Below are 25558 nucleotides of genomic sequence, written 5' to 3' on the forward strand. Positions count from 1 at the left end.
GCGCGGCAATGGCCTTCACGGCGCCGACGGCGAAGCGCCGCTGCGCGCGACCCGATACAGCTCGATGCCGTCGACCTGGAAGCCTTGCGTCATCAGCAGCAGGACGCCGGTGGTCGAACGCTTCGTCGTGAAGCCGTTGCCCGTGATGGACGTGACCTGGTACGGTGTCCCGATCGGCATCCTGATGATCTGGCCGCCCGGCACCTCCAGCACGCATGCGTCGGCAGGCGGCTTCTCCGGACCGTCCATATCGAGTTCAGCCACGTGCACCGGCGCCGTATCGACGCTCCAGCGCCCGGCTTCACGCGCGCGCAGCACGATGTCGCTCCCCACCTTCTCGACCCGCATCGTCGCGGGCTTGCCGGCGGCCGGCGCGTAATCGCCGAGTAACGCATCGCAGGCGGTGCCGGCTCGCGCGGACAGCGAGACGAACAACATCAGACAGAAAGCGGGAATACGCACGGTGGAGCCTCTCAGGTTCGAATTGCTATTGGAATGCCGGCGCGGGCGCGCACGGCGGCGGCGCCACGACAGGGTGCTGCCGGACGCCAATATAGCGAACACAAGCGGCGTGTGCCAGTCTGGCTCAGCCCGCCGCGAGCGTTGCAGCGAGCGCATCGAACTCCGGCGCCCACGCGGCACGCCACGCCGCCTTCGTCGCGTCGTCGACCCACGCGCCGTCGATCCCGTTCAGCATGAACTGCTTCAGGTCGGCGACGGTAAAGCCGAAATGACTGAACATCAGTTCCCACGCCTCGGCCGGATTGACCTTGTGCAACGTCGGATCGTCGGTATTCGGATGAATCTTCAACCCGAGGCCCGGCATCTTGCGCATCGGATGCAGCTCGGCCCATTGCTCCGGCGGCAGCGTGCGCAGGTAGTACGAATTCGTCGGCACGACGGTAAACACGATCCCGCGCTCCGCGTAGCGCGCGCACAGCTCGGGGTTGTCGACGACCGTATAGCCGTGATCGACGCGGTCGACCTGCAACAGATCGACGGCCGTCTCGACGTTGCGCCACGGCATCCCGAACTCGCCCGCATGCGCGGTCGTGCGAAAGCCGGCCGCGCGTGCATTGCGGTACGCCTTCCAGAACAGTTCGGGTGGCCGGTCGTTCTCGCGATAGTCGATGCCGAGCCCCGCGACTTCGTCCGCCCGATTCGCCTTCATCCACTCGACGATCTCAACCGCTTCGTCGGGGTCCTGCTCGCGATCGATGCTCGGAATCAGGCGCGCGCCGATCCCGAAATCGCGCGCGGCATCGCGGATCGCCGTCACGATCGCGGCCTGCGCGTCCGCATACGCGATGCCCGACACGCGCACCGTTCCCGTCGGATTCCAGAAGAATTCCGCATGCCGCACGTTGTGCGCGGCCGCGTCTTCCAGATACTCGTATGCGATTCGGCGCAGGTCGTCGGGTTGCGTCAGCAGGTACTTGTCGAGCGCACGCAGCACGTGCAGCACGCCGACCGGCTTCTCGCCGCGCGCGTAGAACGCGTCGATCTCCGTCCGCTCGATCGGTGCGCCGCTGCGTTCGGCCAGCGCGACGAACGTGTCGTGCCGCACCGCGCCGAGCAGATGGCAATGCAGCTCGACCTTCGGCAGCGCGTGGAAGAAGGCCCGATGGGCCGGCGTGATGTCGATGCCCGTGCGCGCGGCCGGGACGTTGCCTGGTGTTCCCTTCATCTCAGTCTCTTTTTCGATAGTGCGATGCGTGGCGAAGCCGTCTCTCAGTGCGGCTTCACGACGGTCCAGAAGTAATAGCCGAGCGGAATCGCGAGCACGACGAGCCCCCACGACACGTCGCGCCAGCGGCCGGCCAGCAGCTTGACGAGCACGTAGCACAGCAGCCCGCCTGCAATGCCGGTGCCGAAGCTGTTCGACATCAGCGTGAGCAGCACCATCGACATCACGGGCAGCGCATCGGTGAAGTCGTCGAAATGCGTATGGCGGATCGTCGCGAACATCGACAGCCCGATCAGGATCAGCGCCGGCGCGGTCGCCTCCTTCGGGATCGCGAGCGCGACCGGCACGAACAGCAGCATCGCGGCGAACAGCACGGCGGCAGCCAGCGACGACAACCCGCTGCGGCCGCCGGCTTCGACGCCCGCCGCCGATTCGATCAGCGCGGTCAGCGCCGGAATGCCGAACACGGGCCCGAGCGTCGCGGCGAGCGAATCGACGAGGAACGGCCGGTTGATGTCCGGCAGGTTGCCCTGTTCGTCGAGCAGGTTCGCCTTCGCGCCGACCGCGAGCGCGGTGCCGAGCGTCGAGAAGAATTCCGCCGCGAAGAACGCGAACAGGTACGGCGCGGCGGCCAGGCTCAACGCGCTGCCGATATCGAGCTTGAACGCGATCGGCGCGATGCTGTGCGGCAGCGACACGAACGACGCCGGCAGGTGCGTGACGCCGAGCGGCACGCCGGCCGCGGCCGCGACGAGGATCGCGATCAGGATCGCGCCGGGCACCTTGCGCGCCTGCAGCACGATCGCCACCGCGAGGCCGATCAGCGCGACCAGCGTGCCCGGCCGCGAGAAGTCGCCGAGCGCGAACGCGTTGGTCTTCGCGTTCGCGACGACCATCCCCGCATTGCGCAGCCCGAGCATCGTGACGAACAGCCCGATCGACGCGCCGAGCCCGAGCTTGATCTGCACCGGAATCAGCCGCACCACGACGCCGCGCGCGCCGAGGATCGTCAGCAGGAAGAACAGCACGCCCGACACGCACGCGATGCCGAGGCCCGTCTGCCAGCCGACGTGCTCGGTCGTCGCGAGCGTCACGCCGATGATCACCGAGCCGCCGATACCGGGGCCGACGAGGAACGGCAGGTTCGCGTAGAGCCCCATCAGCGTGGTGAACAGCACGAACACGACGATCGTCGCGGTGGTCGCCGCGCCGCGCTCCATTCCGCCCGTCGCGAGCAGCGACGGGATCACGACGAGCAGGTACGCGGCCGCGAGGAACGACGTGACGCCCGCGATCGTCTCGGTGCGCACGCTCGTGCCGCGCGCGGCGAGCGCAAAGCGGCGTTCGAGCCAGTTGGCCGGCGCACGTGCCGGCATCGTGTCAGTCGCTGACATGGTGGTTCTCCTGTGATTCCGATTATTGTCCTGTGTCGGTTCGTGCGGCGCGGTCTTATACTGCCGCGTACCGCTTCCCGACCGTCATTGCCCGATGTCCGACCGCTCGTCGCTGCTGCCCGCGCTCACGCTGCGGCAAGTCCAGCACTTCGTAGTCCTTGCGCACGCACGCAGCTTCACGCAGGCCGCGCAGGCGCTGTCGCTCACGCAGCCCGCGCTCACCGCGTCGATCCGCCAGATCGAATTCCTGCTCGGCGGCCGCCTGTTCGCGCGCACCGCGCATCGCCTCACGCTCACCACCGCGGGCGAAGCCGTGCTGCCGCTCGCCGAACGCCTGCTCAACCAGGCGCGCGGCACCTTCGACGACATGACGCGGCTCATCGGCGAACGCATCCAGACCGTGCGCATCGCGTTCATTCCGTCGGTCGCGGGCCGCCTGCTGCCCGCGCTCAACGCACTGCGCGGCACGCACCCGACGCTGCGCTTCACGCTGACCGATTTGCCGAACAGCGCGCTCGTCGAAGCGGTGCGCGACGGCGTCGCGGATCTCGGCATCGGCGTGCGCGAACCCGATAGCGACGACGGCACGCTGCGCTACCAGCAACTGTTCGAGGACGAGATCGTGATCGTCGTGCGGCACGACGATCCGCTCGCCCGCGCGAAGAGCGTCACGTGGGCGAAGCTCGTCGATCGCGAACTCGCGGTGTTCGTGCGCGGCAGCGTCAGCGAATCGCTGCATCGCACCGGCGGCGCCGGGAAGCTGCGCCTGAACGTCACGTACCGGATGGAATACACCGAGCCGCTCTACGCGCTCGCGCGCAACGGTCTCGCGACCGCCGTGCTGCCGAGCCTCTACACGATGCATCTGCACGATCCCGAGCTCGTCGCGCTGCGTGTCGACAAACCGCGCGTCACACGTGCGATCTCGCTGATCTCGCTCGCCGCCGACGATCGCGGCCCGCACGTGCGCGCGTGCCGCGAGTGGATTGCGAAGCACATCTGATGCCGCGTCCGCCGCGCTTGCCGCATTTGCCGCGCGCGTTCAGGGCAGCTTCGCGATGCGCTCGACGAGCGTCGCGTAGAAGCGGTCCGCGTCGACCTCGTTGATCCACGTCGCGTTCGCCGCACGGCCGCTGCGCCCGTTCCAGTCGACGATCGTCTCGCCGAGCGTCCACTGCCCGGCCGTCTCGACCACCACGTTCACCTTGCGTCCGCCGAACAGCGTCGGGTCGACGAGATAGCCGACGGCCGTCGGGTCGTACATCGGCGCGTCGTCGATCCCGCGCCGCTTCTTGTTGTAGGCCAGTTCCGCTTCCATGATGTCCGCGACGATCGCGCCGCAGCGGTTGCCGAGCGCGCGGAACGGCGCGACCCGCGCCGGCGTGATCGGCGCCTTCACCGCGACGTCGCGCGGCAGCACGACGATCGGCACGCCGCTGCCGAACACGACGTCGGCCGCCTGCGGATCGACGTAGATGTTGAACTCGGCGGCCGGCGTGATGTTGCCGCGCTCGAAGAACGCACCGCCCATCAGCACGATGTCGCGCAGCGCGGCGCGAATCTGCGGCGCCTCGACCAGCGCGGTCGCGATGTTGGTCAGCGGGCCGAGCGCGCACAGCGTCACGCTGTTCGGCGCCGCGCGGCTCAGCGTATCGACGAGGTACGACACCGCGTGACCGGCGGCGAGCGGCGCGCGCGGCGCGTGCAGTTCGACGCCTTCGAGCCCCGTCTTGCCATGCACGTTCGCGGCCGTCACGAGGTCGCGCACGAGCGGGCGCGGGCAGCCCGCGTACACCGGCAGCGTCTTCGTGCGGCCAGCCCAGTCGCGGATGATCCGCGCATTGCGTTCGGTGAGGTCGAGCGGCACGTTGCCCGCCACGGCCGTCAGCGCGCGCACGTCGAGCCGGTCCTGCGCGCCGAGCGCGAACAGGATCGCGATGGCGTCGTCCTGCCCCGGATCGGTATCGATGATCACCGTGCGGCGCGCGGCGTCGCCGCCGGCCGCGAACGCGCCCGTTTCGGGCAGCAGCGCGGTGCCGGCCAGCGCGGCCGACAGTTTCAGGAAGGTGCGGCGGGATGCGATCGGATGGGTCATGGTCGGTGCTCAGAAGACATGCCGGACGCCGAGCGTCGCCATCATCTGGCGCGTGCCGGTCGAACGCGCATACGCGAAGATCTGCGCATGATCCGCGTCGCCGGCCGCCTGCTGCGCGATCACCGTCAGCGCGACGTCGGTGCGTTTGGACAGGAAGTAATCGGCCTGCAGGTTCACCTGGTGCCATTTCGGACGCTTGTCGATCACGTCGTACTTGCCGTTCGTGAATGCATACGCCGCGCCGAGAAAGAGCTGCGGCGTCATCGTGTAGACGACGTTCACGCCCAGGTTCTGCAGGTGCAGATGCGAATTGTCGAGGTAATCGTAGCGCACGTCGGTGAACATCGCGGCGAACTGCGCGCGGCCGATCGTGTAGAAGCCGCCCGTGCCCGCGATCCGCTGCCGGCTCGCATACGCGGCCGGCGTCATCGCGCTCTTGCTGAAGATCAGCAGCGGCGACGCGTAGTCGTTCGCGATCGCGCCGTCCTGGTTCGTCGCGCTGTAAGGATGGTTGTACTGCGCATAGACCGCGCTCCAGCGCAGCGGGCCACGCTCATAGCCGAGCCCGAAGCTGTACGCGCTGTTGTTCGCGAAACCGGTCGCATTGCTGAAGCCGTACAGCGCAGTGAACTTCAGCCCGTAGTAGACGGGGCTCACGTACTTCACCGAGTGCTGCACGCGGATGTCGTTGTAGCCGTTGTCGTTGTCGCCGATGTTCACGCCGTTGCTCGCGATGATCACGGGCCCGATGTAGTCGTGGATCGCGTCGTACTGGCGACCGAACGTCAGCGAGCCGTAGGTGCGATCGGCCAGGCCGACGTACGCCATGCGCCCGAACTCGCGGCCGTTCTGCGCGGCCGTGCCCGTCATCACGTTGAAGCCGTTCTCGAGCTGGAACACCGCGGACAGCCCCTGCCCGAGATCCTCCTTGCCCTTCAGCCCCCAGCGCGGGTTCTGGTTCGTGCCGGACAGCGCCTGCCATGCATTCTTGCCACCCTGGTTCGTCGCGAACCCGACACCGGCCGAGATCAGACCGTACAGCGTGATGCTGCTTTGCGCACAGGCATGGGTCGCGAAGGCGCCGAGCATCGCGAGCGGAGCGAGCTTGTAGAGAGTTTTCATGCGGGTCGTGTGGTCGGTGGTGGTCCAGGCGCGGCAGGGTTCCGCGAAACTGGACTCGACTATACGAACCCGGATCGGATAATAAAAGTTTGCTTTCCTTATATCTCAATAAAACGGATTTATTCTCATCCTCGCACCGCCCGCGCCCGGCGAAGCGGCGCTCAGTCCGCCGTATCACCGCCCTTCGGCAGCTTCGACCATGCGCCGCGCCCCGGCAGCGGCGACCACGCCGGGCGGGTCTTGCGGGCGCTGTCGATCACGACCAGGTAGCGGCCCGCGATCGGCGTGATGTCGCGATCGCGACGCAGCACCCACAGCGACTTGCCGGCCTCGACGCGAGCCTGGTAGTCGTCGTCGAGCAGCCCGTGCCGGTCGAGGAACGTGTTCAGCGACGCGGGAATCCGCACGCAGCCCTTCGAGTGCCGGATGCCGAGCAGCGCTTCGAGCCGGTCGGGGTCGGTCGCATGCATCTGGAAGCGCATCGGCGACACGCCGCCCTTGCCCCAGCCGCGCTCGCCGTCCACCCAGCCGAAATCGTAGATGCGCATGTCGCGGTGACCGTAGCCGCGAATGCCGTTCTCGTTCGTCGTGCCTTCCGCGCGGAAATCCATCGTGTCGGGCGAGTGATGGAACACGCCGAGCGGCGTCAGGAAATGGTCGTACTGGCCCGGCAACCCGGTGCCGACCGGCGATGCGCCGATCATCAGCCACGCATTGGCCGGCGTCGCGCGGAAGTAGATGAACAGCGCCTGCACGTTCGGCGCGCGGTCCACCATCGCGACGTATTCGCCGGCGAGATCGCCGAGATCCGCATCGGCGAGCGCTTTCTGGAGCCGCTCGCCGTACGCGCGCTGCTCGCTCGCGGGCACGTTCAGGCGGCGCGTGACTTCCTGCATGAAGCGCTTGCGCATGTCGAGCGCGCGTGTCGTCGCGTTTTGCGCCTCCTCGGCCGATAGCGGCGGATGCCGACGCGGCGGCGTGGGCGGAGGCGGTTCGGCCTCGCTGGCGGGCGTGCCGGAGGCGGCCGATGCAGGTGCGCCGGCCGATGCCGCCGATGCTGCGGAAGCGGCCGACGCACCGGATGCCGCGCTTGCGGATTCCGCGCGACTCGCCTGTGACGCGGCGGATGTCGGCGCTGCGGCCGATGCGTCCGACGCCGCATGCGCGGACGAAGCCGGATGCGGACGGGAGGCTGCCGAAGCAGGCGACGCGACGGATGAGGATTGCACAGCAGACGACGGAGCGCCGGACGCGGCAAAGGCAGGTCGTTGTGCGACAACGGAAATCGACACCGCGGCAGCAAGCCACACGGATGCGGCGACTGCGCGGTTGAGGCAACGCGGCTGCGCGAAGCGCCGCGTCAAGTGGGCAAGAATCATATGTTCGAAGCCATCGGCCGATCCGGCCGCCGCATGGTGCTGCTGCGAGCGGCGCATCTTCCGCGCAAGCCATCGACACGCCCGGCACATCGCGTGCGCCCGGCGCCGACGCCTCTTCACGGCGGAGCCATTCGCGGATGCAACGCGGGCACTCCGATGGCGGCTAATGAGTCGTCAGGCCCCCTATTTTACTCGTCCATGCGCGAATCGGCCGCGGCCGGAAGCACGCTTTTACGGGGAATTGCGCTTCGTCACGCTTTGTTTCAACTCGTTGCCGCGTGCGTATTCGTGGCGTGGCACGCTTGCGTGTTCGATGCTTTCGGCACGCGGCCGAGTGCTGACGCGATGGATCCGGTTCGAGCGCGTCTCCCGGTTGATTCGCACGACAAAATATTTTGTCAACGGGCCGGTCCGGAAGCGGAAACCCCGGACCGCATCGCACGCATGCCGCAACGAACCGTGCGACATGCGTGCGCACCCGCCGATCACTTCGAGATGGTTTCGAGCGCGATGCCCTTCGTGCGCGGCCCCATCAACCCGATCGCGGCCATCACGATCACCATCGCGCCCGCGATGAACGCGAACACGCCGAACGTGCCGAAGCCGCGCAGCACGGCCGCGATCACGAACGACGAGAAGATCGCCGAGAAGCGGCTCCACGAATAGACGAAGCCGACGGCCCGCGCGCGGATCGACGTCGGGAACAGCTCGGCCTGGTACGCGTGGAAGCTGTACGACATGATGTTGCTCGCGAGCGTGAGGCCGATGCCGAGCACGATCAGGAACGCGCCCACCGTCGTCTGGCTGAACAGCAGCCCGCAAACGACGATCGCCGCCGCCATCGCGACGATCACCGACTTGCGCTCGAAGCGGTCGGCGATCACGAGGCCGATCAGCGGACCGATCGGCGCGGCGAGTGCGATCACGCTCGAATACATCAGGCTCGACGTGATCGTGATGCCCTGCTTGATCAGCAGCGTCGGCACCCAGTTCGCGAAACCGTAGAAGCCGACCGTCTGGAACACGTTGAAGATCGTCATCATGATCGTGCGGCTGCGATACGGCGGCACCCACATGTCGCGGAAGCTGCCGCGCGGCGGCACGGGTTCGGCGGGCGCGGGCGGCGGCAGCGGCCGCCCGTATTCGGCTTCGACCTTCGCCTCGAGCGCGCGCATGATGCGGTCGGCCTCGTCGACGCGGCCCTGCTGCGCGAGCCAGCGCGGGCTTTCCGGCAGTTCGCGGCGAATCCACCACACGAACAGCGCGCCGTGCGCGCCGATCAGCACGACCCAGCGCCAGCCGTCGAGGCCGAGCGGTGCGTGCGGCACCAGCAGGTAAGCGAGAAACGCGACCACCGGCACCGCGACGAACCCCACCGCCTGCTCGCACGCGAACGCGCGGCCACGGATCTGCTTCGGCACGAGTTCGGAGATGTACGTGCCGATCGTCACCATCTCGACGCCGAGGCCGAGACCGACGACGAAGCGCCAGAAGTTCAGCCCGGCCGCGGTGTCCTGGAACGCCATCACGACATTGGCGGCCGTGTACCACAGCAGCGACCACGTGAAGATCGCGCGGCGGCCGAAGCGGTCGGCGAGGAAGCCGCACGCGATCGTGCCGATGAAGAGCCCGGAAAACAGCGCGGCGATGAAGCTCGCGACGCCCGTGGTGCCGAACAGGCCGTGCGTCGTCGCGGACAGGATGCCGCTTTTCACGAGGCCCGGCGCGACGTAGCCGCTGTAGAGCAGGTCGTAGAGTTCGAAGAAGAAGCCGAGGCTCAGCAGCACGACCAGCTTCCAGACGCTGCGCGTCGGCGGCAAGCGGTCGAGGCGGGCCGAGATGGCGCCGGGGTCGATGGAAGGGGATTGGGCAGGTGCCTGGGAAAGGCTGTCCGTTGAGGCCATCTTGGGCGCGTCTCCTGATCGTGTCGTGTTGTGCGTTGTCGTCCGGCGGACCGCCGAACCGGCGCCGGGCGAATCGCTGCATTGTACCGGCAGCCCCGTTCGACGCACGGGCAAGCCGGCAGGCCGGACGCAGTGCGGGCACCGAAGCCATTCGATGCCCCGTTTTCGCGCCTGATAATGTGTAACTTGCGTAACCGTGTGTCGGCACCGACTGCGCGTTCGCGTGGCGTTCCGCTACCACCGGCCTCGCGCGCAGGCCGCGCAGGCGGGTGATGACGGGCCTCCCGCGCTGCTTAACCTTGGTGCGCGCCGCCGGAATCGCCGCGAATCGCAACACGCAATCGGGACAACCACGCGTTCCGCGCCCCGGTAACATGCTAGCGGGCCAACTACCGGCTTCCGGCTGCCTTTCGGCAATCGGCATTGTCGGCAAATCGTAAGCATTCCATGTCCATACAACGACTCTCCACGTACGCCCGCCGGATCGCGCTGATCGCGCTGCTGCAGTTCGCGGCGATCGCGACCGCGTCGGCGTTTCCGGCGGCCGCTTCCGCGCCCGTCGCGAGCGGCGTCGGCGCCACCGCGCCGGCCATCTCGCTGCCCGACGCCGTCGCGCAGCTCAAGCAGATGCAGGCCGAGCTGGACCGCATCAAGCAGCAGACCTCCACCGCATCCAACAGCAAGGAGCTGGATGCGCTCGACGATTCGGCGCAGGAACTGAGCACCGATGTCGCGAAACTGCAGAGCGATCTCACGCCGCAACGCGCGCAGGTCCAGGCGCAACTCGACGTGCTCGGCCCGCCGCCGGCCGAGGGCGCCGCGCCGGAAACGCCAGCCGTCGCGAAGCAGCGGGCCTCGCTGGACGCGCGCAAGACGCAGATCGACGCCGCGCTGAAGCAGGCCGCCGACCAGAAGACGAGCCTCGCGAACCTGACCGAGCAGTTCGCGAAGCTGCACCGCAGCCTGCTGAAGAACCAGCTCGCGTTCCGTTCGGGCAGCATCTTCAGCGCGCAGTTCTGGCTGCCGCTGTTCCACCTGTCGCCGGACGATCGCCAGCGGCTCCAGGATTTCGACGACGAACTGTTCGACATGCTGCGCTCGTCGTGGGTGCCGGGGCAGCGGGCCATCACCGCGGTGCTGCTGATCGCCGCGTTCGCGGCATGGCTCGGCGGGCGCCGCCTCATCGAGCGCGGGCTCGCCTGGATCGCGCTGAACCGCCTGCCGCCCACCCGCTTGCGCCGCAGTGCGCTGGCGCTGTCGACCGCGCTGTCGACCTTCCTCGCGACGGCCATCGCGATCCAGATCCTCTACCTCGCCGTCGCGCGTCATTACGAGCTCACGCCGTCGCTGACCGATCTGTGGGACCAGTTCGCGAAGCTCGCCGCGACCTGCGCACTGATCGCCGGGCTCGGGCGCGCACTGCTCTGCACGAAACATCCGTCGTGGCGACTGCCCGCGCTCGCCGATCCGGTCGCGCTCGCGATGAAGCCGTTCCCCGCGATCCTGGCTGCGCTGCTGCTGGTGTCGGGCACGCTCGAATCGATCAACCGGATCGTCGACACCAGCCTGTCGGTCACGCTGTTCGGTCGCGGCATCGTGTCGCTCGTCGTCGCGCTGACGGTCGGCGCGTCGCTGTTGCGCGCGAACCGTGCGCGCGCCGCGCTCGCGGCGGCAGGCGAGGCACCCGAACAGCGCTCGACGCTCGCGGGCCTGATCCACGCCGGCGTCACGCTCGCGATCGTCGCGTCGTTGATCGCCCTTCTGATCGGTTACATCACGGTCGCGCGCTTCATCACGTACGAGCTCGTATGGTTCGAGATCGTGCTGTGCGCGACCTACATCCTGATCCAGTTGACGCGCGACGCGAGCGAAAGCCTGTTCTCGTCGAGCCTGTCGACGGGCCAGCAGATCAAGCACCTGTTCGCGCTCGAAGACCGCCACCTCGACCAGGCGCGCACGGTCCTGTCCGGCTTCGGCACGAGCCTGCTGATGCTGATCGCGGCGATCGCGCTGGTGACCGGCGGCTTCGGCACGACGCCGGGCGACCTGCTCGACAGCGCGGTCGCGATGATCGGCAGCCAGCGGCTGCAGAGTCTGAACATCATGCCCGACCGGATCATGAATGCCGTGATCGGCTTCGCGATCGGCTTCTACCTGCTGCGCTCGCTGCGCCGCTGGCTCGACGGCGAGTTCATGCCCGCGCTCGGCATGGACACGGGCATGCGCGTGTCGCTGATCACGCTGTTCACCAACGTCGGCTACGTGCTGCTCGTCCTGATGACGCTCGGGCTGCTCGGCGTCAGATGGAACAATCTCGCGTGGATCGTCAGCGCGTTGTCGGTCGGTATCGGCTTCGGCCTGCAGGAAATCGTGAAGAACTTCGTGTCGGGGCTGATCCTGCTGACCGAGCGCCCGGTGAAGGTGGGCGACATGGTCAGCATCGCGGGCGTCGAAGGCGACATCCGCCGCATCAACGTGCGCGCGACCGAAATCCAGCTGAGCGACCGCTCGACCGTGATCGTGCCGAACTCGCAACTGATCTCGCAGAACGTGCGCAACGTGACGATGGGCAACAGCACGCAGGGCGTCGCGACGCTGGTGCTGACGTTCCCGCTGAACACCGATCCCGAGCAGGTGCGCGACCTGCTGCTCGATGCGTATCGCGCGCATCAGGCGATTCTCGAGAAACCGGCGCCGTCGGTGACGTTCAGCCAGCTCGCGCCGGACGGGATCACGCTGAGCGTGACGGGTTACGTGTCGAGCCCGCGGATCGCGAGTTCGACGAAGAGCGATCTGCTGTTCGAGATCCTCAAGCAGTTGCGCGCGGCGGGGATCACGCTGTCGAGCCCGCAGATGCTGGTCGTGCAGAACATGCCGGCGAACGATGGCGCCACGCGGCACGAATCGTAGGCGAGCCATCGAGCGGGTCCGCTCACGATCGATCGGCGCGGCGCACGCATCGCAATAAACGACCAGGGCCGGTTACCGCTTCCACGGCAACCGGCCCTGTTCATTCGACGTCGAAGCGCCCAAGCCGGGCGCCCGCACTTATACGTCGAACTTCACCCCCTGCGCCAGCGGCAGCTGGCGGCTGTAGTTGATCGTGTTCGTCGCCCGGCGCATATACGCCTTCCATGCATCCGAACCCGACTCGCGGCCGCCGCCCGTTTCCTTCTCGCCGCCGAACGCGCCGCCGATTTCCGCGCCGCTCGTGCCGATGTTCACGTTGACGATCCCGCAATCGCTGCCGGCCGCCGACATGAACTGCTCGGCTTCACGCATGTCGTTCGTGAAGATCGCCGACGACAGGCCTTGCGGCACCGCGTTGTGCAGGTCGATCGCGTCGTCGAAGTTGTCGTAGACCATCACGTACAGGATCGGCGCGAACGTCTCGCGCTCGACCACCGCCGATTGCTTCGGCATCCGCACGATGGCCGGACGCACGTAGTACGCATCCGCGTGGCCGACGTCGACGCGCTCGCCGCCCTTCACTTCGCCGCCCTGCTCGCGCGCATCGGCCAGCGCCTTCTGCATCGCGTCGAACGACGCACGATCGACCAGCGGGCCGACCAGCGTGCCTTCCTCGAGCGGATTGCCGACCTTCACCGACGCATAGGCCTTCTCGATGCGCGGCAGCAGTTGCTCGACGAGGCTGCGATGCACGATCAGGCGGCGCAGCGTGGTGCAGCGCTGGCCGGCCGTGCCGACCGCCGCGAACGTGACCGCTCGCACGACGAGGTCGAGATCCGCGCTCGGCGCGACGATCATCCCGTTGTTGCCGCCGAGTTCGAGGATGCCGCGCGCGAGGCGCTGGCTCAGCACCTTCGCGACTTCCTGGCCCATCCGCACGCTGCCCGTCGCGCTGACGACCGGCACCTTCTTCGACGCCGTCAGCACCTCGCCGACATCGCGCATGCCGAGCACCAGCTGGCTCAGTTCCGCCGGCGCGACGCCCGGATGCGTCTTGTCGAACTCGCGCAGCGCCTTCTGGAGCAGCACGTGGCACGCGATCGCGGTGAGCGGCGTCTTCTCGGACGGCTTCCACACGACCGAATCGCCGCACACGAACGCGAGCGCCGCATTCCACGCCCACACCGCGACCGGGAAGTTGAACGCCGAAATCACGCCGCACACGCCGATCGGGTGCCACGTTTCCATCATCCGGTGGCCCGGGCGCTCGGACGCGATCGTGAGGCCGTAAAGCTGGCGCGACAGGCCGACCGCGAAATCGCAGATGTCGATCATTTCCTGCACTTCGCCGAGGCCTTCCGACGTGATCTTGCCGGCTTCGAGCGTGACGAGGCGGCCGAGCTCGGCCTTGTGCTCGCGCAGCACGTTGCCGAACACGCGCACGAGTTCGCCGCGCACCGGCGCCGGCACCGTGCGCCACTTGAGGAACGCGTCGTGCGCGGCGTCGATCTTGCGCTCGGCGTCGGCGGGCGTGTCGACGGCCAGCGTCGCGAGCGTCGCGCCGTCGAGCGGCGAACGCGCGGTCAGCGCGTTGCCTTTCCACTGGGCGAGATCGATGTCGAGCGCGGCAAGAATGTCGTTGAATTGCATCACTTCCTCTTCAGGGACAGATTGATCGGTGCGGCGGCAGCGCCGCCCGCGTGATTCGATTGGAGCGCGTTCGAGCGCCTCGTGCAAGCGGATGCGCCGCGCGGCGGGCCGGTGCGCCATCCGGCGCATCGCGCTGCGCCGCCGCCGGAAGCCCGGCCGGACGGCGCGCCCCAGCCTCGCGAGGCACGATCCATGAACACATTGTCGATGGCCACAAGTCGGGCCGCTATTGATATTAACTCACGACTTCATTCCCAAAACGCAAGAAGTGCGCTGGCCAGCCGCGGCTGTTTCGATGCCGATATGGGACGTTTCCCAAGCCCGTAACCGGCCGCCCGGACGCATCGCTGCGTGGCCCAAGTTGATGACCATCCCGCATCACCCTGTTCGGAAATATCGTTTGCCGCCGGTGCACCGGGCCCACACAATCGGTGCGACGTCGAGGTGCAACGCACCCGGCGCGCCGCCGGCCGCCACCACGGCAGCCGGACGACCGACGAAGGCGACACGCACCACGGCCCGGCTCAGCGGGCCGGTTTCGCACCGCATCACCGCTGCCCGGCCCGCGAGCCGGCGACGCGTCGCGCTTCGTCACCGAAAAAACAATCCCGGAGACAGCGCCCAGCGCCCGCCATGCATTCAGATGCCCGCCCCGATTCGTCCCGCCCGTCCGGCTCGCCGCCCGCGAAGCCGTCCCTTCACCGCGCGTTGCAGGCCCGCCATCTACGGATGATCGCGATCGGCGGCTCGATCGGCACGGGCCTGTTCGTCGCATCCGGCGCATCGATCTCGCAGGCCGGCCCCGGCGGCGCAATGGTTGCGTACATGGTGATCGGCCTGATGGTCTATTTCCTGATGACGAGCCTCGGCGAAATGGCCGCGTTCATGCCGGTATCGGGCTCGTTCGCGACCTATGGCGCGAAGTTCGTCGACGAAGGCTTCGGCTTCGCGCTCGGCTGGAACTACTGGTACAGCTGGGCCGTGACGCTGGCGGTGGAGCTCGTCGCCGCGCAGCTCGTGATGCACTACTGGTTTCCGCACGTGCCGGGCGTGTGGTGGAGCGCACTGTTCCTCACGCTGATCTTCGCGCTCAACGCACTGTCGGTGCGCGGCTTCGGCGAAGCCGAATACTGGTTCGCGCTGATCAAGGTGCTGACCGTGCTCGCGTTCGTCGGCGTCGGCCTGCTGATGATCTTCGGGATCATGCAGGGCGGCCCGAGCGCCGGCTGGGGCAACTTCACGATCGGCGACGCGCCGTTCGTCGGCGGCTGGGCGACGATGCTCGGCGTCGCGATGATCGCGGGCTTCTCGTTCCAGGGCACCGAAATGATCGGCGTCGCGGCCGGCGAATCGGAAAACCCGCGTACGACGATTCCGCGCGCGGTGAGCCAGATCTTCTGGCGCATCCTGCTGTTCTACGTGTTCGCGATCGTCGTGATCGGCGTGCTGATTCCGTACACCGATCCGAGCCTGCTGAAGAGCGACGTGACCGACATCGGCGTGAGCCCGTTCACGCTCGTGTTCCGCCACGCGGGCCTCGCGTTCGCGGCCGGCGTGATGAACGCGGTGATCCTGACGGCCGTGCTGTCGGCCGGCAACTCGGGCATGTACGCATCGACGCGCATGCTCTACAACCTCGCGGTCGAAGGCCGCGCGCCGAAGCTGTTCGCGAAGCTGTCGCCCGGCGGCGTGCCGCGCAACGCGCTCTATGCGACCACCGCCGTCGGCGCGCTGTGTTTCCTCACGTCGCTGTACGGCGACAAGACCGTCTACCTGTGGCTGCTGAACACGTCGGGCATGGCCGGCTTCATCACGTGGCTCGGCATCGCGATCAGCCACTACCGGTTCCGCAAGGGTTTCCTGAAGCAGGGCTACCGGCTCGACCAGCTGCCGTACCGGTCGAAGTGGTTCCCGTTCGGCCCGCTGTTCGCGTTCGCGCTGTGCGCGGTCGTCGCGCTCGGCCAGGACTACCAGGCGTTCCTCGCCGACCAGATCGACTGGACCGGCGTCGCCGCGACCTACATCGGCCTGCCGTTCTTCCTCGCGATCTGGCTCGGCTACGCGCTCGTGCGCAAATGCCGGCTGGTGCGCTACGAGGACATGGAAATCGCGCCGTGGATCGAACGCAACACGACACGTGAAGCGACCGAAAAGGCCGATACCGGCTATCCGGCCTACGTCACCCGTCCGGCCAACCCGACGCCGGGCGCCTGACGCCCGGTCACGCGCCGGCCGCCGCTCCTACGCGGCGGCCGCTGCGCTGAAAACCCCATTCGACGCGGCGCGCGCGTTCAGGCAAGATCGACGCGCGCCGTCCGCTTTTCCGCCGTCACGAATCACCGAAAACGCATGCAGAACTTCTACGAAGCCACCGTTACCCGCCAGCCCTATCCGCAACTGACCGGCACGATCGATACGCAGGTCTGCATCGTCGGCGGCGGCCTCGCCGGCCTGTGCACGGCGCTCGGCCTCGTCGAACGCGGCGTGCACGACGTCGTCGTGCTCGACAGCGAACGGGTCGGCTTCGGCGCGTCGGGCCGCAACGGCGGCTTCGTGTTCGGCGGCTACAGCCTCGACAACGCCGACCTGCTGCGCACGCTCGGCCGCGACGAAGGGCGCCGGCTGTACCGGCTCACCGTCGACGCGGTCGACCTGATCCGCGCGCGGATCGCCCGCTACGGGATCGACTGCGACATCGTCGACGAGGGCGTGATGCTCGCGAACTGGTTCGACGATCCGTCGCGGCTCGACGGTGTGCGCACGCTGATGAAGAACGAACTCGGCGTCGAATGGGAGCCCGTCGCGACCGGCGCGCTGCGCGAGCGGCTGAAGACGCAGCGCTATTACGGCGGCCTGTTCGAGCCGAACGCGTTCCACTTCCATCCGCTCAAGTACGTGCTCGGCGTCGCGGCGGCCGCCTCGCGCGGCGGCGCACGCGTGTACGAGCGCTCGGCCGCGCTGAACATCGCCCGCGACGGCGCCGGGTACGTCGTGCGCACGGCGCAGGGCGCGGTGCGCGCGAAGGATGTCGTGTTCGCCGGCGGCGGCTACGCGCGCGGCGTGTCGCCGCGCATCGAGCGCGCGGTGCTGCCGATCGCGACCTACGTGATCGCGACCGAACCGCTCGGCGCGCGCCTGCCGGATGCGATCGACGCGCCGTACGCAATCTACGACACGCGCTTCGCGTTCGACTACTACCGTCCGCTGAAAGACACGCGGATCCTGTGGGGCGGCCGGATCTCGGTGCTCGACCGCGGCCCCGACGCGATCGCGCGCCTGCTGCGGCGCGACCTGCTGCGCGTATATCCGCAACTGGAAGGCGTGAAGGTCGACTACGCGTGGGGCGGGCTGATGAGCTACGCGCGGCACAAGATGCCGCAGATTGGCCGCGACGCGGACGGCGTGTGGCACGCGATCGCTTTCGGCGGCCACGGGATGGCGCCGACCACGGTGGCCGGCGAGACGCTCGCCGCCGCGCTGGCCGAAGGCCGGCCGGTGCCGGACGGCTTCGCCGCGTTCGGGCTCACGCGCACGTTCGGGCTGGCCGGACTCGCCGCCGCGCAGCTCGCGTATACGGCGTACCAGGCCCGCGACGCGCTCGCGTCCTGCCGCCGCTGAGCGCCCGCGACGGCCGAAACCACCGCGCCGGCGGCCTTGCCGATTAGAGCGGAAGGTCGGCCGGGCGGCCATTTCCCGCATGCTAGAATGCCTTTTCCAAGCCGCCGCGAACCACAATAAAGTCACATGAAAGCAGGAAGCAAGGCCGCCACGTCCGACACCCGCGCGCTTGCGTCCGATGCGCGGCGTAAATACGATCCCGAGCAAACCAAGCGCAACATCCTCGATGTCGCCACGCAGGAATTCTCTGCGATGGGCCTCGCCGGCGCGCGCGTCGACGCGATCGCCGAGCGCACCAACACGACGAAGCGGATGCTCTATTACTACTTCGACAGCAAGGAAGGCCTGTACGAGGCCGTGCTGGAGAAGGTGTACGGCGACATCCGCGCGCTCGAGCAGGAACTGCACGTCGGCGACATGGAGCCGCGCGAAGGCATGCGCCGTCTCGTCGAATTCACGTTCGACTACCACGACAAGCATCGCGATTTCGTGCGCCTCGTGTCGATCGAGAACATCCACGGCGCGAAATATCTCGAACAGCTCAAGTCGTTCAAGAACCGCAACGTCAGCATCATCAAGACGCTCGAGGAACTGGTCGAGCGCGGCGCGGCCAGCGGCGCGTTCCGCAAGGACATCGACGCGTTCGACCTGCACCTGCTGATCAGCTCGTTCTGCTTCCATCGCGTGTCGAACCGCTACACGTTCGGCGCCGCGTTCGGCCGCGATCCGTCGGCGCCGCGCCTGCGCGCGCGCCATCGCGACACGATCGCCGACGCGGTGCTCCGCTACGTCGCCGCGTAAGCGGCGCCAGCAGCCGGCCGGGGCGCGACTCGTTCGCGCCCTTTGCATTTCGGCGCGTCAGCCCATCAGTCCGTCGGCGCGGTCGACGCCAGCGCGATCCGCGCCTTCTGTTCCGGGCTGCCCGCCACGTAATACTTCTTCGCCCAGCTCGAATCGGGCGCAAGCGCGAGCCGCGCATGCGTACCCGCGCCCGTACCGTGCTGCTGCTTCGCGTGGATCGCCAGCGCGCGGGCGCGGTAGTGCTCGTAAAGCCGCAGGAATTCCGCGAGATAGATCGCCGCGATCCGCTTGTCGCGGATCTCGAGCAGGTTCTCGTCGTTGTACTGCTCGGAATTGCGGCTCATGTTCGCCGAGCCCGTATAGACGACCGGATTCGCGCCTTCCGCATCGATCACGATGAACTTGTGATGGATCACCACGGGCGGAAAGGCCGGCGCCGGTTCGCCCGGGAAAAGCCGCAACTCCGGCTCGAAACCTTGCGGCACGGTAGCCGGCGAGAAATACGACGCATCGATCACGTCGTGGTTGTCGCGGCTGCGGTGGTACAGCTCGAGGTTCGCGAGCGTGGCCGCATCGAGCGACTGGCCGGCCTGCTGCGCAGCGTCGGCCTTCGTTGCGCTGCCCGCGTTGATCCGGTTCACGAGGCCGAACATCATCAGCCCGCGATCGCCGGCCGCGAAGCATGCATCGCGCAGCGCCGCGTCGGTCGGCATGAACAGGCAGAACGACACCGAATGCTTCGCGGCCGCGATCGCGGCGACGATCGTATCGATCTCGGTACGCTGCCCCGCCGGCTCCGGCGAGTATGCGACGCGCACCTGCGCGCTGCCGATCGTCATCGGCGCCGACCAGCCCGGCGACAGTCGCGCGGTCTCCGCGATCGACGGATTCCCGGCCAGCGCGTGGGCGCGCTCGTTGTACAGCGCGGCGAGCGCGGGCGAGTCGAACGCGTGCAGCACGTTGGCCTGCTCGGTCAGCCCTTCGGTCGTGAAGTTCGCGGAACCGGTCAGCACGCGCGCGGGCGCCGGGTTCGACGGTGCATCGGTCACGATGAACTTGTCGTGCATGATGTGCGTCCGGTCGCGCGGCGCGAGCGTCGCGAGGCCCTGCAGCGCATCGACGGCCGGCTGGTTCGGCGACGGCAGCGGCGGCTTGCCCTTGCGCGCCGTCGTGTGCGCGTCGTAGACGATCGCGAGCGACGCTGCGCCGTGCCGGCGGCCGAACGCGTCGAACGCGGGCAGCGCCCACAGCGAGTCGGTCAGGTGATAGACGGCCGACACCGCGCGCGACGCCGGATCGAGCATCTGCGCGAACACCTGCTCCATGTCGTTCGCGAGCCACGTGCGCAGTTTCAGCGCCTGCGCGGCGCTCGGCGCCTCGTTCGGCGCGAGCCCCAGCGCAGCAACCTGCTTCGCGAACGCCTGCGAGCTGACCACCGCGCGGTTGAACCACGTGCCGATGCCGTCCTCGATATGCGCGGGCAGCACGACGTCGCACACGCCGGCTTGCGCGTCGAGCACCTGCAGGTTCGCCGGCGTGCCGACGACCGGATAGACGTCGTAGCGGAACGACGCGTCGCGGTCCTGCGGATCGATGCGTGCATCCCACCACATGAATTTCTGGATCGGCGCCTGATCGGTCGGCGCATCGCCCTGCGTGTCGGCGGCCGGGCCGTCGAACGTCAGGCGGTTGGGCAGCCAGCTGTCCGGCGCACGCGTCTTGCCGTCGGCCGACCAGAAGCCCGGCGTGCGCCGGATCGCGAAGCCGAGGAAATCGGACCGCGACGCCGCATCGGGCCAGTCGAAAGCCAGCAGGACCAGGGTGGGGGAAAGATAGCTGCGCACGCTGACGGTCATTCGTTGCTCCCTGGCCTGACGGCCGGTCGAGGTGAATGAGTCAGTCTCGATGGCGGTTCTTCCCGCGCGATGACCGTTCGATGAACCTTGTATGTCGGACGCGCGTCAGTCGCACACGAGCAGTTCGATCCCGCGCGCCGTCAGCGCGCGGCGCACGGCCTTGTCGGGCGCGCGCTCGGTCACCAGATAGCGGGCGGCGGCCGCGCCGTTGATCCGCACCGGCGTCACGCGGCCGAATTTCGAATGGTCGGCGACGATGATCGCCGTGCCCGCCGCCGCGATCATCCGGCTGCGCACTTCGGCCGCGAGCCGCGAGTAATCGGTGCATTCGCCGTCGGGCGTGATGCCGCCGGCGCCGACGAACGCGAAATCGACGTGGTATTGCGCGAGCTGGTGGATCGTGTCGAGCCCGAAGGTGGCGTCCTCGTCGTCGGACAGCTCGCCGCCGAGCAGCGTCACGCGGTTGCCGTTGCGCCGCGCGAGCACGAACGCGGTACGCCAGTCGTTCGTGTAGATCGACAGCCGGTGCCGGTCGGCCAGCGCCAGCGCGACCGCATGCGGCGTGCTGCCCGAATCGATCAGCACCGATGCATCGTCGGGCACGAATTCGGCCGCGCGCCGCCCGATCGTGCGCTTCGCGTCGGCGTTCGCGGCCTCGCGCTCGGACAGGCTCGGCTCGCGGCGATCCGCGGCCAGCGCGCCGCCGTGCGTCATCACGAGCAGCCCGCGCGCGGCCAGCGCGTTCAGGTCGCGCCGCACGGTTTCGCGCGACACGTCGAGCGAACGCACGAGTTCCGCGACCGACAGCGCGCCCGACCGTCCGAGCTCCGACAGGATGTATTGATGACGTTGTTCCGCCAGCATCGCGTGTGCGCCCGAGGCGACTGGTAATGGGTAAGCCGGCCATTGTATTACGGACGTTTGACGACCATTTGACGACGCCGGGAAGCGCGGCCGGCGCGTTTCCCGAAAGCGAAATTCAGTATTGTCCGGCGCGCGCGAATCCGCGCGGCGGCGGGCGCTACACTTTGCGCTTCGCCGAACGACCAACCAAGGGGCTCGCGCCATGTATCGCAAAGGCAGTGTGATCGAAATCCAGTTTCCGCCGGAACGCCTCAACGACGCGGCGGGTGATCCGTACTGGATCGACCTGACGCTCGACGAAGCGCGCCGGCTCTACGAACAGCTCGCCGCGCGCTTCGCGACCGACGCGCGCGCCAACCAGCCGCTCGATACGTTCTCGATCGACTGATCGTCGCCGCTGCGCGCCCCTCCGCGCAGCAGCGTGCGGGGCACGCATCCCCGCGGCACCACACATCCGGCGCGCGCTGACCGCCGGCACGATCACGCATCGCGTGGCACGAGTGCAGGATTCGACAAGACGCCGGCACCGCTTCGTCCGATACTGGCTGACTTTCCGGTTCTGTCCGGCCGCCTCGCGGCCCGTCACGCATGCTTACCTCGATCGTCGCCGCCGCCTTCGTCGCGCTCTGGTCCACCGGCTTCATCGTTGCCCGGGCGATCAAGCCCTACGCCGACCCGAACCTGTTCCTGCTCGCGCGCTTCGCGGGCACGGCCGCGTTGTTCGGCGTGGTCGCGCTCGTCGCGCGCGCGCCGTGGCCGGCCCGCCGCGAATGGCCGCGCCACCTGATCGCCGGCGCGCTGCTGCAAGGCGTCTATCTCGGCGCGAGCTACTGGGCCGTCGCGCAAGGGTTGAATGCGGGCGTGATGGCGCTGCTTGGCGCGCTGCAGCCGCTCGCCACCGCCGTGCTCGCGGTCCCGCTGTTCAACGAACGCCTGCCCGCGCGCGGCTGGCTCGGCATGGCGCTCGGGCTGGCCGGCGTCGCGCTCGTGCTCGCGCCGAAGGTCACGGGCGGCGTCGCGCCGCCGCCGGGCGCCGCGCCGGCGTGGCTCGTCGTCGCCGTGTCGGTCCTCGCGGTCGGGTCGATCACCGCCGGCTCGCTGTACCAGAAAGGCAAGCTCGCGCAGAGCGACCTGCGCACCGCGGTCGCCGTGCAGAATTTCGGCGCGGCGATCGTCGCGGCCGTGTTCGTCCTGCTGCTCCATGAAACCCGCTGGATCGGCGCGCCGGCGCTGTGGGTGTCGCTCGTGTGGGGCGTCGTGTTCCTGTCCGGCGGCGCGGTCACGATGCTGATGTGGATGCTGCGGCGCGGCAATGCGGCACGCGCGACGTCGCTGCTGTTTCTCGCGCCGCCGCTGGCCGCGCTGCAGGGTTACGGGCTGTTCGGCGAAACGCTCGCCGCGATCCAGCTCGCCGGTTTCGCGCTCGCGCTGGTGGGCGTCGTGCTCGCGCGGCGCTGACGCCGCCCCCGGGCGCCCGCCCGGGAGCCCTTCGCGCGGCATCCTGCCCCCGCCCGGCGCACCGTGCACCACGGCGATGCGCCGCGTCTCGTCGATGCAACGCAAAACCGCCGGATCGCCGGCCCGGCGCGGCGGCACGCCGCGATTGCGCTTATGATGAGCGCCTTGCATTTCGTTCCGGAACTTCCTTCATGACATCCGTCGATTACGCCAGCCGCCAACGCGCGATCATTGCCGAACTGAACGTCGCCCCGCACTTCGACGCCGAAGCCGAAATCGACCGCCGCATCGACTTCCTCGCGCAGTACCTTCGTTCGACCGGCCTGCGGACCTACGTGCTCGGCATCAGCGGCGGCGTCGATTCGTCGACGGCCGGCCGGCTCGCGCAACTGTCGGTCGAGCGCCTGCGCGCCGACGGCTACGATGCGCGCTTCATCGCGATGCGCTTGCCGAACGGCGTGCAGAACGACGAAGAGGATGCACAGCGCGCGCTGGCATTCGTGCGCGCGGACGAGGTATTGACGGTCGACGTGAAGCCGGCCGCCAATGCGATGCTCCGTTCGCTGGTCGCCTCCGGCCACGCGTTCGACACCCCGGCGCAACAGGATTTCGTGCACGGCAACATCAAGGCGCGCGAGCGCATGATCGCGCAGTACGCGGTGGCCGGCGCGCGGCGCGGCATCGTGATCGGCACCGATCACGCGGCCGAATCGCTGATGGGTTTCTTCACGAAGTTCGGCGACGGCGGCGCGGACATCCTGCCGCTCGCGGGCCTGAACAAGCGCCGCGTGCGCGGGGTGGCGCGCGCGCTCGGCGGCGAGGAGCTGATCGTGATGAAGGTGCCGACGGCCGACCTCGAGGAACTGCGCCCGCTGCGCCCGGACGAGCACGCGTATGGCGTGACCTACGACGAGATCGACGATTTCCTCGAAGGCAAGCCGGTCGCCGACCGCGTCTACGAAACGGTGCTGCGCTTCTACGACGGCTCGCGCCACAAGCGCGCGCTGCCGTACACGATGTTCGACTGGCCGGCCGCGTAAGCCGGCCCCCGGCTACCGACATACCGCCGCGCGCACCGTCACGGCCGCGCGCGGCACTCTCGGGACGGGCAACGCTACGCGTGCCCGCCCGTCTTCTTCGCCTGCAGTGCACGAATCCGCATCCGCGCGCCCGTATCGCTGACCGTCGCGTCGTACATCGTCGCGAGATCGCGCTTGAGCGCGGTGCGCGAGCCACCGTCGAGATACACCATGTGCCCCGACGGATAGAACCGCGCGGACAGGTTCTGCCGCACCTTCTGGTCCTCCAGCGGCATCTGCTGCAGATCGATCACGGTCTGGTAGAACGGCGTGACGAAATCGTAGAAGCCGTTCGCCGACAGCACCTTCAGGTCGACGTTCAACGCCATCACCGCGGCGAGGTCGCCGGCCGTGTAGAGGATCACGTTCCCCTGCGCATCGATGCCCTGCTGCGCGCCGGTCGGGTCGATGTGGCTGAAATCCCAGTTCTGGAACGCCTGGTCGTTCAGGTCCGTGAACGCGGAATTCGACGTGAACTTCAGCTGCTCGTTCAGGTAGCTGTTCCACATCGCCGTATAGACGCCCGTCACGGCCGTCATCGTCGGATCGTTGCCGCCCGAATTCGGGTCGATCTTGCCGGCGATACCCGACGAGATCCCGGTCACGCGACCGTCGTACGAACCGAGCGCGAGCCCCTGCGCATGCAGCAGCGTCGTCAGGAACAGCGAATTGCCGCGCGCGTCGTAGCCGGCGATATTCAGCCCCCACGACTGCAGCGTCGCCGTATCGATGCCCGTGTATTGCGACAGTTTCTGCACGGTGGCCGGGTTCGCATGCGGCACCGCGCGCAGCGCGCTCAGGTAGTCGGTGCGCGCGAACTGCGCGACCTCCTCGACGAACGCGCCGAGATCGCTCGGCGGCGGCTTGATGCCGAGTTTCTTGTGATACCACGCATCGGCCGCGGCGGTCGGCAGCGTACCGACCGGGTTGCCGGCCTGCCGGTAGTCGAGGATCGACGATTGCAGCGTGACGCCGTTCAGGTCGACGCCGTCCTCGTGCAGCTTGTACGCGAGCACGCAGCTGCGCGCGGTGCCGTACGATTCGCCGAACAGGTATTTCGGCGAATTCCAGCGGTTGTTCTTCGTCAGGTAGCGCTTGATGAACTGCTTCAGCGAATTCGCATCCTGGTCGACGCCCCAGAAGTCGCGGTTCTTGTTCGGCGCGACGGCCGCCGAATAGCCGGTGCCGACCGGGTTGATGAACACCAGGTCGCTGTGGTCGATCATGCTGTCCGGATTGTCTTCGATCTGGTACGGCGCGGGCGGCGTGAACCCCGGCATCGACGTCTTGATGCGCTTCGGCGCGAACGAGCCGAGCAGCACGAACACCGACGACGAACCGGGCCCGCCGTTATAGAAGAACGTCACGGGCCGCGTTTCCTCCTTCGCGCCGTCGGCCGTGAACGCGACGTAGAAAATCTTCGCGGCCGGCTGCGAACTGCTCGGATCGACGGTCACCAGATGGCCGACCGTCGCCGTGTACGCGATGCGTTTCCCGTCGATCAGGATCGTGTGGTGCGTGATCGCGGCCGCCTCGGTCGTGTCGGTCACCGAATCGTCCGGGCCGTTGCCGTACGCGACCGGGTCGAAGAACGGCTGGTCGCGGCCGTGGCTCAGCGCGACCGGGTTGATGGTCGGCGGCACGCCATGCGAATTGTGGTCGCCGTGATGCAGCGGATACACGCCGCCGGAAGATGCGGAATCGATGCCCATCGTGCTGCTCCTGGAGGTGAAAAAAGACG

Annotated in this window: 19 protein-coding genes; 8 read left to right on the top strand and 11 right to left on the bottom strand. The window is 68.2% G+C overall.

Features of this window, described 5'->3' with window-relative positions:
• Nucleotides 1–15: 15 nt before the first annotated feature.
• The 3 genes from H0X95_RS28740 to H0X95_RS28750 are packed head-to-tail and all read right to left on the bottom strand — an operon-like array spanning nucleotide 16 to nucleotide 3081.
• Entirely contained in the window at nucleotides 16–618 is a 603-nt protein-coding gene (locus H0X95_RS28740) for a hypothetical protein (RefSeq protein ID WP_226245377.1), read from the bottom strand.
• Entirely contained in the window at nucleotides 587–1687 is a 1101-nt protein-coding gene (gene add, locus H0X95_RS28745) for an adenosine deaminase (protein ID WP_034203282.1), read from the bottom strand. The genes H0X95_RS28740 and add overlap by 32 nt, the downstream gene beginning before the upstream one ends.
• Nucleotides 1688–1731: 44 nt before the next feature.
• Entirely contained in the window at nucleotides 1732–3081 is a 1350-nt protein-coding gene (locus H0X95_RS28750; protein ID WP_006495137.1) for an NCS2 family permease, read from the bottom strand.
• 94 nt (nucleotides 3082–3175) lie between these two features.
• Here H0X95_RS28750 and H0X95_RS28755 point away from each other — a divergent pair, with 94 nt between their 5' ends.
• Nucleotides 3176–4084 carry a LysR family transcriptional regulator gene (locus H0X95_RS28755; protein ID WP_006495136.1) on the top strand — a complete coding sequence of 303 codons (909 nt, stop codon included), beginning with the start codon at nucleotides 3176–3178 and terminating at the stop codon, nucleotides 4082–4084.
• Between the two features lie 39 nt (nucleotides 4085–4123).
• Here H0X95_RS28755 and H0X95_RS28760 read toward each other — a convergent pair whose 3' ends face one another.
• The 4 genes from H0X95_RS28760 to H0X95_RS28775 all read right to left on the bottom strand — a co-directional run bounded on the left by H0X95_RS28760 (nucleotide 4124) and on the right by H0X95_RS28775 (nucleotide 9581).
• Nucleotides 4124–5176: a nucleoside hydrolase gene (locus H0X95_RS28760; protein ID WP_059720890.1), complete on the bottom strand. Its 1053-nt coding sequence runs from the start codon at nucleotides 5174–5176 to the stop codon at nucleotides 4124–4126.
• A gap of 9 nt (nucleotides 5177–5185) precedes the next feature.
• Nucleotides 5186–6298 carry a porin gene (locus H0X95_RS28765; protein ID WP_006491111.1) on the bottom strand — a complete coding sequence of 371 codons (1113 nt, stop codon included), beginning with the start codon at nucleotides 6296–6298 and terminating at the stop codon, nucleotides 5186–5188.
• A gap of 161 nt (nucleotides 6299–6459) precedes the next feature.
• Complete coding sequence (locus tag H0X95_RS28770) at nucleotides 6460–7767, bottom strand: hypothetical protein (protein WP_080403487.1); 1308 nt, start codon at nucleotides 7765–7767, stop codon at nucleotides 6460–6462.
• A gap of 395 nt (nucleotides 7768–8162) precedes the next feature.
• Nucleotides 8163–9581 (bottom strand): MFS transporter, encoded by a 1419-nt coding sequence (locus H0X95_RS28775; RefSeq protein ID WP_006495132.1) that lies wholly within the window; start codon nucleotides 9579–9581, stop codon nucleotides 8163–8165.
• A gap of 447 nt (nucleotides 9582–10028) precedes the next feature.
• Between H0X95_RS28775 and H0X95_RS28780 the strand changes: the two genes are divergently transcribed.
• On the top strand, nucleotides 10029–12491 hold the full coding sequence (locus tag H0X95_RS28780) for a DUF3772 domain-containing protein (protein WP_006491122.1): 2463 nt from the start codon (nucleotides 10029–10031) through the stop codon (nucleotides 12489–12491).
• Nucleotides 12492–12629: 138 nt separating this feature from the next.
• On the opposite strand, the gene amaB is transcribed toward H0X95_RS28780, so the two are convergent.
• Nucleotides 12630–14141, bottom strand: coding sequence for an L-piperidine-6-carboxylate dehydrogenase (gene amaB, locus H0X95_RS28785; protein ID WP_058903532.1), 1512 nt, complete (start codon nucleotides 14139–14141; stop codon nucleotides 12630–12632).
• Between the two features lie 633 nt (nucleotides 14142–14774).
• Between amaB and H0X95_RS28790 the strand changes: the two genes are divergently transcribed.
• From H0X95_RS28790 to H0X95_RS28800, 3 genes are all read left to right on the top strand, one after another.
• Nucleotides 14775–16355 (top strand): amino acid permease, encoded by a 1581-nt coding sequence (locus tag H0X95_RS28790; RefSeq protein ID WP_059720893.1) that lies wholly within the window; start codon nucleotides 14775–14777, stop codon nucleotides 16353–16355.
• 135 nt (nucleotides 16356–16490) lie between these two features.
• Entirely contained in the window at nucleotides 16491–17759 is a 1269-nt protein-coding gene (locus tag H0X95_RS28795) for an NAD(P)/FAD-dependent oxidoreductase (RefSeq protein ID WP_034203275.1), read from the top strand.
• Nucleotides 17760–17885: 126 nt separating this feature from the next.
• Complete coding sequence (locus H0X95_RS28800; protein ID WP_006491110.1) at nucleotides 17886–18560, top strand: TetR family transcriptional regulator; 675 nt, start codon at nucleotides 17886–17888, stop codon at nucleotides 18558–18560.
• A 65-nt stretch (nucleotides 18561–18625) separates the two neighbouring features.
• Here H0X95_RS28800 and H0X95_RS28805 read toward each other — a convergent pair whose 3' ends face one another.
• Together H0X95_RS28805 and H0X95_RS28810 are read right to left on the bottom strand one after the other, a co-directional pair.
• Nucleotides 18626–20416: a phospholipase D-like domain-containing protein gene (locus tag H0X95_RS28805; RefSeq protein WP_059720894.1), complete on the bottom strand. Its 1791-nt coding sequence runs from the start codon at nucleotides 20414–20416 to the stop codon at nucleotides 18626–18628.
• A 105-nt stretch (nucleotides 20417–20521) separates the two neighbouring features.
• Entirely contained in the window at nucleotides 20522–21280 is a 759-nt protein-coding gene (locus H0X95_RS28810) for a DeoR/GlpR family DNA-binding transcription regulator (RefSeq protein WP_006491117.1), read from the bottom strand.
• Between the two features lie 202 nt (nucleotides 21281–21482).
• Here H0X95_RS28810 and H0X95_RS28815 point away from each other — a divergent pair, with 202 nt between their 5' ends.
• The 3 genes from H0X95_RS28815 to nadE all read left to right on the top strand — a co-directional run bounded on the left by H0X95_RS28815 (nucleotide 21483) and on the right by nadE (nucleotide 23778).
• Nucleotides 21483–21668 (top strand): hypothetical protein, encoded by a 186-nt coding sequence (locus H0X95_RS28815; RefSeq protein WP_006480515.1) that lies wholly within the window; start codon nucleotides 21483–21485, stop codon nucleotides 21666–21668.
• A 200-nt stretch (nucleotides 21669–21868) separates the two neighbouring features.
• The gene (locus H0X95_RS28820; RefSeq protein WP_059720895.1) at nucleotides 21869–22738 is read left to right on the top strand and encodes a DMT family transporter; all 870 of its coding nucleotides are present in this window, start codon (nucleotides 21869–21871) and stop codon (nucleotides 22736–22738) included.
• Between the two features lie 191 nt (nucleotides 22739–22929).
• Nucleotides 22930–23778: an ammonia-dependent NAD(+) synthetase gene (gene nadE, locus H0X95_RS28825; protein WP_059720896.1), complete on the top strand. Its 849-nt coding sequence runs from the start codon at nucleotides 22930–22932 to the stop codon at nucleotides 23776–23778.
• 74 nt (nucleotides 23779–23852) lie between these two features.
• Here nadE and H0X95_RS28830 read toward each other — a convergent pair whose 3' ends face one another.
• Nucleotides 23853–25529, bottom strand: coding sequence for a S10 family peptidase (locus H0X95_RS28830; RefSeq protein WP_006483848.1), 1677 nt, complete (start codon nucleotides 25527–25529; stop codon nucleotides 23853–23855).
• Between the last annotated feature and the right edge of the window lie 29 nt (nucleotides 25530–25558).

The organism is Burkholderia sp. 9779_493 (assembly GCF_015712215.1).
In the GTDB taxonomy this organism is placed as follows: domain Bacteria; phylum Pseudomonadota; class Gammaproteobacteria; order Burkholderiales; family Burkholderiaceae; genus Burkholderia; species Burkholderia cenocepacia.